Origin of the sequence: Ruminiclostridium papyrosolvens DSM 2782 (genome assembly GCF_029318685.1) — a bacterium.
GTDB lineage: Bacteria > Bacillota > Clostridia > Acetivibrionales > DSM-1351 > Ruminiclostridium > Ruminiclostridium papyrosolvens.
The window spans coordinates 401,971-415,406 of sequence record NZ_CP119677.1; the positions used below are offsets into that span (position 1 = coordinate 401,971).

The window sequence follows — 13,436 nt, forward strand, 5'->3', positions numbered from 1 at the left end:
TCAAATAATAAAAAGGGTGGTATATCAGCCACCCTTTTATTTATGTATATAGAATTACAGCCTATCTGCCAAAAATTTTATTAAGAATCTTTTTAATCACAGACTGTTTATTTGTCTTGGAAGTATTGGCAGTGCTTTTACTGTTTACAACACCGGAGGTCTGAACCTTGTTAGAGGACTGAACAGGAGCGGAACGTCTCAAATCATTTGAGGGTAATCCCTGTGTTTTATTTGGCGAAACATGCCTTGAAACCGAGCGTATAGGAGGTTTTGAAATTCCTGCAGCAACTGGTGTTGTTTTGGGCGGTCTCTTGTCGGAATGTATTGCATTACCCTTGTTAATTCTTTCGGGCCTTGGCTCAGAGGAAAGAGATTTACCCGCGGGTTTTCCTTGAGTAACCGGACGTCTCGAATAATCCGGCTTTGAACGAGGTGTTTTCTGAGGGTCTTTGCTGTATGAGCTTTTCTTTTTAATATCAGTTGATTCTGAGGAAGTTGAACGGGGAGCTTTGTCCTTTAAAGAATTTGTTTTAATCCATTGCTCTGCTTCAACCAGTGCCTTGTTAAAGGTACTCTCGTCCGGCAGTTCCTCCTCCGGCACCAAAGCTCCTATATGTTCTTCAATCTCATATAAACTAATAATGTCATCACCCGTAACAAGTGAAAAAGCGCGACCATCATGTCCGGCTCTTCCTGTACGTCCGATTCTGTGTACATAGTTATCCTTGTCATTGGGGACATCGTAGTTAATTACAAGGGAAAGACCCTCGATATGAATACCCCTTGCAGCAACATCTGTTGCCACCAGAATATGAAACTTTCCCTGTTTAAATTGCTGTATGGTATTCAGTCGCTTACTCTGTGGGATATCACCGTGAAGAGCCTGAGAAGAATAACCCTTTTTGGTAAGGAAGCTCTGAACTCTGTCAACAGCTGCTTTTGTGTTACAGAAAATCATGCAGCTTTCCGGCTTTTCAACAATAAGCAGACGGTTCAACTGAGTATTCTTTTCATTATAATTAACTCTGTAATACACCTGATGGATAGTATCCACGGTCTTAGTCTGTGATTCGATTTCTATAGTAGTGGGATTTTGCATATATCTGCTGCAGATATTATGTATTTCAGGGGGCATGGTGGCGGAGAACAGAAGGGTAATCCTGTCTTTAGGCAAAGTCTTTATAATCCTTACGACCTGATCTAGAAAGCCCATATCAAGCATTCTGTCTGCTTCATCCAGAACCAGAAAACGAATATTTTTTGTTACCAGTGAACCATGGCTTATATGATCAAAAACACGTCCCGGTGTTCCCGTAACAATTGACACACCCTTTTTAAGAGTTTGAGTTTCTACATTAATATTATGTTGACCATACACGGCAGTAGTTTTATGCTTTAAATATTTTGCCATTTTGTGAATATCACTGTCCACTTGTACTGCCAGTTCTCTTGCCGGAGTCAAAATAAGTCCAAGAGGACCTTCTGCCTCAGGATCTGTCATCTGTAGCATTGAAACTCCGAAAACGGCAGTTTTTCCGCTGCCTGTCTTTGACATAACAATCAAATCTTCATTATTAAGAATATGCGGAATTGCTTTGCTCTGGACTTCGGTGGGAGTTTTAAAGCCCATGTCATCAATAGCTTTTAAAAGAGGGGCTGAGACGCCCAAATCATTAAATGTTTTGTTCATTGTAATCTTCTTTCGTTAAAATTATATTGTTAATTATAACATTTAGTTAGAGGTTGTTCTATACTCAGTGGAAAACAGAGTGTATATTAAAACACTGCTTGACTTTTTATTATATATATGTTAAATTTAATATTGCTCCTGTGTAAGTCTTTTTTTTTATGTCAAAATAGATTAAAAAGCATACATGGAGAAAATACAATTTGAGCGGCTGGAGGTGTTATTGATGAGAGTTAAGATTACGCTCGCATGTACTGATTGTAAACAGAGAAATTATTCTAACATGAAGAATAAGAAGAATGACCCAGATAGACTTGAACTTAAAAAATATTGCAAATTCTGTCACAAGCACACTGTTCATAAGGAAACAAAATAGTTTTGTGTAAGAGGGCGGCAATGTTTAATTATACGTATTTTGTGTCAACAATTACGGTATAACTGCCAATTTTATTTAAATATTATTATTGGGAAGTGATTAAAATGGCTGAAAACGAGGTTAAAAAAGTATCTCGGTTAAAAAAGAGTGGACAAGGAATTGTAAAGTTGTACAGAGAGATCAAAGCTGAGCTGAAGAAGGTTATTTGGCCAAATAGAACTCAGCTTATAAACAATACCGCGACAGTACTTATTTTCTGCCTGATTGTTGGCGCGATAATATGGGTTGCTGATTTCGGATTTACGAAGCTCGCTGAGGTTGTATTTACGAAGTAATTGGTTCACAAGAATTAGAGGGAGGACATGGGGCTCTTTTGGATGGGCCTGTTTTTGATATGTCTGAAGAAACTAAGTGGTACGTTGTTCATACTTATTCAGGGTATGAAAACAAAGTTAAAGCAAATCTTGAAAAGATAGTTGAAAACAGAAGTATGCAGGATTACATCGTTGACATTGTTGTTCCGATGGAAGAGCAGATTGAGATCAAGGATGGCAAGAAAAAGGCTACTCTTAAGAAAGTATTTCCAGGGTATGTTCTTGTCAAAATGATTATGTCGGACGAGTCTTGGTATATCGTTAGAAATACCAGAGGGGTTACCGGCTTTGTAGGACCAGGATCAAAACCAGTGCCTTTGTCTGATGACGAAGTTAAGGCAATGGGAGTTGAAGAATTTGCTCCGGAAGTAGATTACGAAGTTAATGATAATGTCAGAGTTACATCCGGACCTCTTGAAAACTTTATCGGGATTGTCGAAGAGATTAATCTTGAGAAAAAGAAGGTTAGAGTTTCTGTATCAATGTTTGGCAGAGAGACTCCTGTTGAACTTGAATTGACACAGATTCAGAAAATTTAGGCCATAAGGCAGATAAGACAGTTAAACTGTTTTGTCATTTCAATAAATCAAAATAAGCAATTGGTAAGAAATTTGGGAGGTGGAATTAATGGCAAAGAAAATTGCAGGTTACGTAAAACTTCAAATTCCTGCGGGGAAGGCAACTCCGGCTCCACCGGTTGGACCAGCATTAGGACAGCATGGCGTTAACATTATGGGTTTTTGTAAGGAATTTAACGAGAGAACAGCAAAAGACGCAGGACTTATTATTCCTGTTGTTATAACAGTATACGCTGACAGATCGTTTTCCTTCATAACAAAGACTCCTCCAGCGGCTGTTCTTCTGAAAAAGGCGTGCAAGATTGAGAGCGGCTCTGGTAAGCCAAACAAGGATAAAGTTGCGAAGATTACAATGGATGAAGTTCGTAAAATAGCTGAGCAGAAAATGCCTGATTTAAATGCAGCAAGTGTTGATGCAGCAGCAAGAATGATTGCTGGTACTGCTCGCAGCATGGGTATCGTAGTAGTTGAATAATTTTTTCAGGCGATGTACGAAAGTGCAAAGACTGCTCGTAATGCAGTTTTGACAATTCGTGGGAGGAAACTTTAGGTTTCCGACAATAATTAACCACTTAAGGAGTGTGACAAATGTTTAGAGGAAAGAAGTATCAAGAAAGCTCAAAACTTATTGATAGATTAAAGCTTTATGAACCTTCAGAGGCTCTTGAACTTACTCAGAAAACTGCTAAGGCAAAGTTTGATGAGACAATCGAAGTTCATGTTAAGCTTGGTGTTGACTCCAGACATGCAGACCAACAGGTTAGAGGTGCGGTAGTACTTCCTCACGGAACTGGTAAAAAGGTTAGAGTGTTGGTATTTGCAAAAGGAGATAAGGCAAAGGAAGCAGAACAAGCCGGAGCTGATTTTGTTGGTGCTGAAGAATTAGTAACAAAAATTCAGAACGAGAACTGGTTTGAATATGATGTAGTTGTAGCAACTCCAGACATGATGGGTGTTGTTGGTAGATTAGGTAAGGTTTTAGGTCCTAAGGGTCTTATGCCTAACCCAAAAGCAGGTACTGTAGCAATGGACGTAGCAAGAGCTATTGCCGACATTAAAGCCGGTAAGATTGAGTACAGACTTGATAAAACAAATATAATTCACTGTCCTATTGGAAAAGCATCATTTGGTAATGAGAAGCTTATGGATAATTTCCGTACTCTTCTTGGAGCTATTGTAAAGGCTAAGCCAGCTGCTGCAAAGGGTCAGTATTTGAAGAGTGTTGTTGTTACTTCAACAATGGGACCTGGTATAAAAATCAATCCATTGAGAGTTGAATAATACTTAGAAAAAAAAGGTACTTTACAAATAACTTGTTTAGTATTATTATATTATAGGAAATTGAATATTGTGCCATAGACAGTAGGTGCTCAAAGGATTCTATACCGACAGCATAATTGATGAAGATCAACCTACCGAGGTTTTATTAATAACGAATTAATTACCCTTTGTATGTCTATGCACAAACAAAGGGTTTTTTATTTATATTTTTATAGATAAACTGCTATTAAACAAAAGGAGGTGGATATTTTGCCTAGTAACAAGATTCTTGAACAGAAGAAACAAGTTGTAACAGATTTAACTGAAAAGATAAAGTCTGCGCAATCAATTGTACTTGCTGATTATAGAGGATTAACTGTTGAACAGGATACTGAACTCAGAAACGCTCTTAGAAAAGCCGGAGTTGAATATAAGGTAGTTAAGAATACATTGACAAGCCTTGCAATGAAGGAAAGCGGAATTGAGGTAGATGACTTTTTAACAGGACCAACAGCCATGGCTATCAGTTCATCTGATGCTGTAGCGCCTGCAAAAGTTCTTTCAGAGTTTGCAAAGAAATTTGAAAAACTCGAACTTAAAGTAGGTGTTGTTGAAGGTAAGGTTATAGATCTTGAAGGCGTTAAGGCTCTTGCTGAGTTACCATCACGTGAGGTGCTTATTGCAAAGGTTTTGGGTGGCTTCAATGCTCCTATATCCGGTTTTGTAAATGTATTGAACGGCAATATGAGAGGTTTGGTTGTAGCATTGAATGCTATTGCTGAACAAAAAGCAAATGCTTAATTTTATTAAGAAGCTTTAAATATTAAAAAATTATTAAAAACAAAAATTATTTGGAGGTATTATACAATGGCTAGCGAAAAGGTTGTAAAGTTAATTGAAGATGTAAAGAATTTGACAGTTTTAGAATTATCAGAACTCGTAAAGGCTCTTGAAGAAGAATTCGGAGTATCAGCAGCAGCTCCTGTAGCAGTAGCAGCAGCACCTGCAGCAGGTGGAGCAGCTCCAGCAGCAGAAGAAAAGACTGAATTCGACGTTATATTAAAGGACGTTGGAGCAGACAAAATCAAGGTTATCAAAGTTGTTAGAGAAGCAACTGGTCTTGGTTTGAAAGAAGCTAAGGATCTCGTTGATGGCGCGCCTAAGACTATCAAAGAGAATGTTTCAAAGGACGATGCAGCTGCAATTGAAGCTAAGTTCAAAGAAGTTGGAGCAACTGTTGAAATTAAATAATTTCAACTTAACAAAAAAGAGGCACTCAGTGAGCGCCTCTTTTTTTTAAATCTAAGTTAAATTAAATTAGTTTAAGTTAAATATATGCAATATGTAGAAAAAACAAAATAAAAAAACGCCATATTTAATGCGTTTTTGTGATTGACAAGCTATACATACTATGATATAATTATATACTGCATTAAAATTCTATTATCATTTCCGAATCGAAGATTCGTACTTGATGTATATAATTATAGCATATACGAATAAACAAGACAATAATTGTTAATAATATTTTAATGTTTGCTATGGGTTTATTATATGTAGGTTTTAGGAATATATACGGAGTTAGAAGTACCTGAAAAAATTACTAAAACATGTCCTAATAAATCTTTGTTTTGTTAATATTTGTAACTGCAGTTAATTTGATTTACGATTTTGCATAATATAATTCTAATTATGTGAAATTTTAAAATATTCCTAATAAAGTCATAAGTTTATGAGGTGATATAAATATGGTACAACCCGTAAAATTGGGTAGAAACACCAGGATGAGTTATTCCAAAATGCGAGAAGTACTGGAAATGCCAAATCTGATTGAGGTTCAAAAGAACTCATATCAATGGTTTTTGGATGAAGGTCTTCGTGAAGTTTTCAGAGATATTTCCCCGATTACAGATTATACTGGAAACTTAATATTGGATTTTGTGGATTATTCCCTTGATGATACGCCAAAGTATAGTGTCGAAGAATGTAAGGAAAGAGACACTACATACTCAGCCCCTCTCAAGGCGAAGGTAAGGTTAATTAACAAGGAGTCCGGAGAAGTTAAAGAGCAGGAAATCTTTATGGGTGATTTTCCTCTTATGACAGATACAGGAACCTTTATAATTAATGGTGCAGAGCGTGTAATTGTCAGCCAGTTGGTAAGGTCACCCGGTATCTACTATTCAATGAAGTTTGACCGTGTTGGTAAAAAGCTGTATTCGAACACAGTTATTCCTAACAGGGGAGCATGGCTTGAATACGAAACAGACTCAAACGATATACTTTCAGTCAGAATAGACAGGACAAGGAAGTTGCCTTTAACTGTGCTGCTTAGAGCATTGGGGTACGGTACTGACTTTGAGATTATGCAATTGTTGGGTGAAGATGAAAGACTTCTTGCAACAATACAAAAGGATAATGCAAAAACTACAGAAGAAGGCTTACTTGAAATATACAAGAGATTAAGACCTGGGGAACCGCCTACAGTTGATAGTGCAAGGTCTCTGCTTAACAGTTTGTTTTTTGATCCAAAGAGATATGATCTTGCCAAGTTTGGTAGGTTTAAGTTTAATAAAAAGTTAGCAATATCAAATCTGATCAGTGGGCAAGTTGCTGCAGAGAATATCGTATCAGCTGAGACTGGTGAGGTATTAGTAACCGAAGGTGAATTAATTGAAAGAGATAAGGCTGTAGAAGTTCAGAACTCCGGTGTAAATATAGTTTACCTTTCAGTTGAAGGTAAATCTATAAAAGTTATCGGAAACAATACTGTAGATATACATGCCTATGTTGACTTTGATATATCAGATTTAAATATAAACGAAAAAGTAAAGTATGCTGTATTGAAAGAAATTCTTGAAAATACAAGCGGCGAAGAGCAGATAAAGAAAACTCTTAAAGAGAGAATTAACGACCTGATTCCTAAGCATATCACAATTGATGATATTATTGCATCGATAAATTATATTATTAATCTTGATTATGGAATCGGTTCTATTGATGATATTGACCACTTGGGTAACAGAAGAATCCGTTCCGTCGGAGAATTGCTCCAGAATCAGTTCAGAATAGGTCTCTCAAGAATGGAAAGAGTTGTAAGAGAGAGAATGACTATACAAGATATTGATATAGTTACCCCTCAGGCATTGATAAACATAAGACCGGTTGCAGCTGCTATAAAAGAATTCTTTGGAAGCAGTCAGCTGTCACAGTTTATGGATCAGACAAATCCTCTTGCTGAGTTAACTAACAAGAGAAGATTAAGTGCCTTAGGACCCGGTGGATTGAGCAGAGAGAGAGCCGGCTTTGAAGTCCGTGACGTTCACCACTCTCACTATGGTCGTATGTGTCCTATTGAGACACCTGAAGGTCCGAACATCGGTTTGATAGGTTCATTAAGTACCTATGCAAGAGTAAACGAGTACGGATTTATAGAAGCACCGTACAGAAAAGTAGATAGGAAAAACAGAAGAGTTACAAATGAGATAGTATACCTTACAGCTGACGTAGAAGACCCATTTGTTGTTGCTCAGGCAACGGAACCACTTTCAGATGACGGAACTTTTGTTTCAAATAAGGTAGTAGCTCGTTACAGACATGAAATTTTGGAAGTTGAGAGCAATAAAATTGACTTCATGGATGTTTCGCCACAACAGATGGTATCTGTTGCTACAGCAATGATTCCGTTCCTTGAAAACGATGATGCTAACCGTGCGCTGATGGGTTCTAACATGCAACGTCAGGCGGTTCCATTGATTAAGGCTGATTCTCCTATCGTAGGTACAGGTATTGAGTTCAAGGCAGCAAGAGATTCAGGAGTTTGTGTTATTGCCAAAAATGCAGGTGTTATTGACAAGGTATCTGCCAACGAAATAGTTATTAAGACTAACAGTGGGCAAAAAGATACTTATAAACTGCTGAAATATATGCGCTCAAACCAAGGAACCTGTTTGAATCAGAGGCCTATCGTAAGAAAAGGCGAGATGATAGAAAAAGGTGAAATTATTGCTGACGGACCGTCAACAGATAATGGAGAAATAGCTCTGGGTAGAAACATTCTCATAGGATTTATGACTTGGGAAGGTTATAACTACGAGGATGCTATTCTTATAAATGAAAAACTGGTTAAAGAGGATGTATATACATCCATACACATAGAGGAATATGAAGCTGAATCAAGAGATACTAAACTGGGACCTGAAGAAATCACAAGAGATATTCCAAATGTTGGAGAGGAAGCACTAAAAGACCTTGATGACAGAGGAATTATCAGAATAGGTGCTGAGGTTCGTTCAGGAGATATCCTAGTTGGTAAGGTTACTCCAAAAGGAGAAACTGAGCTTACAGCAGAAGAACGTTTGCTAAGAGCAATATTTGGTGAAAAGGCGAGAGAAGTTCGTGATACATCCCTGAGAGTACCTCATGGAGAATCCGGTATTATTGTTGACGTTAAGGTGTTCACCCGTGAGAATGGTGATGAACTGCCACCAGGAGTAAATCAGCTTGTAAGATGTTACATCGCCCAGAAGAGAAAGATTTCTGTTGGTGATAAGATGGCGGGAAGACATGGTAACAAGGGTGTTATTTCAAGAATACTACCCGAAGAAGATATGCCGTTCTTGCCGGATGGTACACCGCTGGAGATAGTTTTGAATCCTCTCGGCGTTCCATCACGTATGAATATCGGTCAGGTGCTTGAAGTCCATCTGGGATTTGCAGCAAAAGCATTGGGCTGGAAAATTGCAACTCCTGTATTTGACGGAGCAACAGAGGAAGACATCAGGGATACTCTTATTCAAGCAGGAAAAGACCCTGATGGAAAGACAGTTCTTTATGATGGAAGAACAGGTGACCCATTTGACAACAGAGTAACAGTTGGATATATGTACTACCTTAAATTGGCTCACTTGGTTGATGATAAGATACATGCTCGTTCTACCGGACCATACTCACTTGTAACTCAGCAGCCACTTGGTGGTAAGGCTCAGTTCGGTGGTCAGAGATTCGGGGAAATGGAAGTTTGGGCTCTCGAAGCATACGGAGCTGCTTATACATTGCAGGAAATACTTACAGTTAAGTCCGATGACGTTGTAGGTAGAGTTAAGACATACGAATCCATAGTTAAGGGAGAAAACATTCCTGAACCTGGAATTCCTGAGTCCTTCAAGGTTCTTATAAAAGAACTTCAGAGTTTGGCACTTGATGTTAAGGTATATTCTGAAGAACAGGAAGAAATTGCAATAAAAGAGTATGTTGAAGATGATCTTGAAGAATTGAATGTTAACATCGAAGGCAGAGAAGACGAAGTAGTTCTGACAAATGATCTGGATACCGAATTAAGAGACGATGTTCTTGAAGAAGAGCTTGATATTGATGATCTTGATATTGGAACAATTAGTACAGGTGATAATCTTGAAGAAGAATTGACTGAAGAATTATTTGCTGATGATGAACTAAGCGATGACTTTGAAGACGACGAGGATTTTTAAGGAAGGGAGATAAGCTATGTTTGAACTGAACAATTTTGATTCTATAAAAATAGGATTAGCTTCTCCGGAAAAGGTCAGAGAATGGTCAAAAGGTGAAGTAAAAAAGCCTGAAACTATAAATTACAGAACTTTGAAGCCTGAAAGAGACGGTTTGTTCTGCGAAAGGATTTTCGGTCCTCAAAAGGACTGGGAATGTCATTGCGGTAAATACAAAAGAATTAGATATAAGGGAATAGTTTGTGACCGTTGTGGTGTTGAAGTTACAAGGTCAAAAGTAAGAAGAGAAAGAATGGGACATATTGAGCTTGCCGCTCCTGTATCACATATCTGGTACTTCAAGGGAATACCAAGCAGAATGGGTTTGATTCTTGATATGTCTCCAAGATCCCTTGAAAAGATACTGTATTTTGCATCATATGTTGTTATTGACCCGGGTCAGACACCATTGTCAAAAAAACAGGTATTAACAGAAAAGGAATATAGAGACAGCGTTGACAAGTTTGGAATGAATTTCAGAGCCGCTATGGGAGCTGAAGCTGTAAAGGAATTGCTTGCTGAGATTGATCTCGAAAGTATGTCCAAGGAGTTAAGAGCTGAACTTGCTGATTCGACAGGACAGAAGAGAATCAGAGCGGTTAAGAGACTTGAGGTTTCTGAGGCATTCAGATTGTCCGGAAACCGTCCTGAATGGATGATTCTTGATGTAGTTCCCGTAATTCCGCCTGAACTCAGACCAATGGTTCAGTTGGATGGAGGAAGATTTGCTACATCAGATTTGAATGATCTGTACAGAAGGGTTATAAACAGAAATAACAGATTAAAAAGACTCCTTGATTTAGGAGCTCCTGACATAATTGTAAGAAATGAAAAACGTATGCTTCAGGAAGCAGTTGATGCATTAATCGATAATGGTAGAAGAGGACGTCCTGTAACAGGACCCGGTAACAGACCTCTTAAATCACTTTCAGATATGCTTAAGGGTAAGCAGGGTCGTTTCCGTCAGAATCTTCTGGGTAAGCGTGTTGACTACTCAGGACGTTCAGTTATCGTTGTAGGACCTGATTTGAAAATATTCCAGTGTGGTCTGCCAAAAGAGATGGCGTTGGAACTGTTCAAGCCTTTTGTAATGAAGAAGCTTGTTAATGATGGCTTGGCACATAATATAAAAAGTGCAAAGAGAATGGTTGAAAGAGTAAGAAATGAAGTATGGGACGTTCTTGAAGAAGTAATAAAAGAGCATCCTGTGCTACTGAACCGTGCTCCTACGCTTCACAGACTTGGTATTCAGGCATTTGAACCTGTACTGGTTGAAGGAAGAGCGTTAAAGCTTCATCCTTTGGTATGTTCAGCGTACAATGCTGACTTTGACGGTGACCAGATGGCGGTGCATGTTCCTCTGTCAGCAGAAGCTCAATCAGAGGCAAGATTCCTGATGTTGTCTGCAAATAACTTGTTGGCACCTAAGGACGGTAAACCTATTACCGTACCAACACAGGATATGGTCTTGGGTAGTTACTATCTGACAATAGAAAAGCCAAATGAGCCCGGTGACGGAAAAGTATTCTGTGATATGAACGAAGTTCTTATGGCGTATCAAGAAGGTGTTCTTGGTCTTCATGCACAGATAAAGGTTCGAATTGAAAAGGAAATAAACGGTGTGAACATGAGAAAAGTTATCAGTTGTACACCGGGCAGACTTATTTTCAATGAAGCAATTCCGCAGGATCTTGGTTTTGTAGACAGAAGTGACGAGAGCAAGTTGTTTGACCTGGAAATCAATTTCCTTGTAGGTAAGAAAGAGCTTGGAAAAATTATAGACAAATGTATAAGGGTGCATGGTACTACCAAAACAGCCGTTATACTTGACAAGATAAAGGCATTGGGCTTTAAGTACTCCACAAGAGGTGCTATCACAATCAGCGTATCCGATATGGTAATACCTGAGATAAAGAAGCAATACTTGCAGGAGACTGAAAATACTATTGATAATATCGTTAAGCAGTATAAGAGAGGACTGATTTCAGATGAAGAAAGATATAACTCTGTAATCAGTACTTGGACAGAAACAGGTGAGAGTATCACTAAAGCCCTTATTGATAACCTTGACAGATTCAATCCTGTGTACATGATGTCACAGTCAGGAGCGAGAGGTAATATCAATCAGATTAAGCAGCTGGCCGGTATGAGAGGTCTGATGGCGGATACATCCGGTAAGACCATCGAGATACCGATTAAGTCAAACTTCCGTGAAGGTCTTAACGTTTTGGAATTCTTTATTTCAACTCATGGAGCCAGAAAAGGTTTGGCCGATACTGCACTTAGAACCGCTGACTCAGGTTACCTCACAAGACGTCTTGTTGACGTAAGTCAGGATGTTATAGTAAGAGAACTTGATTGCGGTACTGACAAGGGTATAGAAGTTTACGACATCAAGGACGGCGGAGAAATAATCGAACCGCTATCCGAGAGACTTGTAGGAAGATATTTAACTGAAGATATGTATGACCCTAGTACAAAGGAGTTAATAGCATCTAAAGACGAGGCTATTGACGAGAAGAAGGCTTCCATAATAGCTAAGTCAGGTGTTAAGAAGGTAAGAATCAGGTCAGTGCTTACTTGCCATTCAGAGGTTGGCGTATGTGCCAAGTGTTATGGTGCTAACCTTGCAACAGGCGGTGCGGTAAACGTTGGTGAGGCAGTTGGTATAATAGCTGCACAGTCAATCGGTGAACCGGGTACACAGTTGACAATGAGAACCTTCCATACCGGTGGTGTTGCCGGTGATGACATTACACAGGGTCTCCCTCGTGTAGAGGAATTGTTTGAAGCCAGAAAGCCAAAGGGACTTGCAATAATATCTGAAATAGCAGGTAGTGTTAAGCTTTCAGAATCTAAGAAGAAGAGAGAAGTAATTATTACTTCTGAAGACGGTGAATCCAAATCCTACCAGATACCTTATGGTTCAAGAATCAAGGTATATGACGCAGATATTGTTGAAGCCGGAGATGAATTAACCGAGGGTTCAGTAAATCCTCATGATATCCTTAAAATCAAGGGCATCAAGGGCGTTCAGGCTTATCTTCTTCAGGAAGTTCAGAGAGTTTACAGAATGCAGGGTGTTGATATCAACGATAAGCATATTGAAGTAATTGTAAGACAGATGATGAGAAAAGTTAAGATAGAAGATGCAGGAGATACCAGCTTGCTTCCGGGAGGACTCGTTGACATATTCGAGTTTGAGAAGGAAAATCAAAAGGCTCTTGATGCAGGTCTTAGCCCTGCAACTGGTGAGCGTACTCTTCTGGGTATCACAAAGGCTTCACTTGCTACCGATTCATTCTTGTCTGCCGCTTCTTTCCAGGAAACCACAAGGGTTCTTACAGAAGCTGCAATTAAGGGTAAGATTGATCCTCTTGTAGGATTAAAGGAAAATGTTATCATTGGTAAGCTAATACCTGCGGGTACCGGTATGAGCCGTTACAAGGATATAAGTATTAGCAGTGTAGTTGAATAAGCAAATAACTTTTTAATATCAAATATCATAAATGAAGCATCAGTATACTAAAACTTAGTTACTGATGCTTCATTTTATTATATATATAGAAGTTGGAGTATGTTAATAAATGTGTGTTATATTTTAGATACAGCACACATTTTTTATAAAAAATTATT

10 protein-coding genes and 1 other annotated feature are annotated in these 13,436 nt (G+C 38.6%); of the genes, 9 read left to right on the forward strand and 1 reads right to left on the reverse strand.

Annotation, left to right across the window (positions count from 1 at the left end; all coding sequences use genetic code 11):
* Positions 1 to 61 precede the first annotated feature (61 nt).
* Positions 62 to 1,690 (reverse strand): DEAD/DEAH box helicase, encoded by a 1,629-nt coding sequence (locus P0092_RS01795; RefSeq protein ID WP_004619829.1) that lies wholly within the window; start codon positions 1,688 to 1,690, stop codon positions 62 to 64.
* Positions 1,691 to 1,913: 223 nt separating this feature from the next.
* On the opposite strand from P0092_RS01795, the gene rpmG reads away from it, so the two are divergent.
* From rpmG to rpoC, 9 genes are all read left to right on the forward strand, one after another.
* Complete coding sequence (gene rpmG / locus P0092_RS01800; protein ID WP_004619830.1) at positions 1,914 to 2,063, forward strand: 50S ribosomal protein L33; 150 nt, start codon at positions 1,914 to 1,916, stop codon at positions 2,061 to 2,063.
* Positions 2,064 to 2,167: 104 nt separating this feature from the next.
* Positions 2,168 to 2,398 (forward strand): preprotein translocase subunit SecE, encoded by a 231-nt coding sequence (gene secE / locus P0092_RS01805; protein ID WP_004619831.1) that lies wholly within the window; start codon positions 2,168 to 2,170, stop codon positions 2,396 to 2,398.
* A 59-nt stretch (positions 2,399 to 2,457) separates the two neighbouring features.
* Positions 2,458 to 2,976 carry a transcription termination/antitermination protein NusG gene (gene nusG, locus P0092_RS01810; protein ID WP_031341765.1) on the forward strand — a complete coding sequence of 173 codons (519 nt, stop codon included), beginning with the start codon at positions 2,458 to 2,460 and terminating at the stop codon, positions 2,974 to 2,976.
* 88 nt (positions 2,977 to 3,064) lie between these two features.
* Positions 3,065 to 3,490, forward strand: coding sequence for a 50S ribosomal protein L11 (rplK, locus tag P0092_RS01815; protein ID WP_004619833.1), 426 nt, complete (start codon positions 3,065 to 3,067; stop codon positions 3,488 to 3,490).
* 113 nt (positions 3,491 to 3,603) lie between these two features.
* Entirely contained in the window at positions 3,604 to 4,296 is a 693-nt protein-coding gene (rplA, locus tag P0092_RS01820; protein WP_004619834.1) for a 50S ribosomal protein L1, read from the forward strand.
* 54 nt (positions 4,297 to 4,350) lie between these two features.
* Positions 4,351 to 4,505: a sequence feature (ribosomal protein L10 leader region), on the forward strand.
* Positions 4,506 to 4,545: 40 nt separating this feature from the next.
* On the forward strand, positions 4,546 to 5,076 hold the full coding sequence (rplJ, locus tag P0092_RS01825) for a 50S ribosomal protein L10 (protein WP_004619835.1): 531 nt from the start codon (positions 4,546 to 4,548) through the stop codon (positions 5,074 to 5,076).
* A 66-nt stretch (positions 5,077 to 5,142) separates the two neighbouring features.
* Entirely contained in the window at positions 5,143 to 5,526 is a 384-nt protein-coding gene (rplL, locus tag P0092_RS01830) for a 50S ribosomal protein L7/L12 (protein WP_004619836.1), read from the forward strand.
* Between the two features lie 497 nt (positions 5,527 to 6,023).
* Positions 6,024 to 9,764 carry a DNA-directed RNA polymerase subunit beta gene (gene rpoB, locus P0092_RS01835; protein ID WP_004619837.1) on the forward strand — a complete coding sequence of 1,247 codons (3,741 nt, stop codon included), beginning with the start codon at positions 6,024 to 6,026 and terminating at the stop codon, positions 9,762 to 9,764.
* 16 nt (positions 9,765 to 9,780) lie between these two features.
* A complete protein-coding gene (gene rpoC / locus P0092_RS01840) occupies positions 9,781 to 13,278 on the forward strand; it encodes a DNA-directed RNA polymerase subunit beta' (protein WP_004619838.1) in 3,498 nt (1,165 codons plus the stop codon).
* Positions 13,279 to 13,436: the final 158 nt, after the last annotated feature.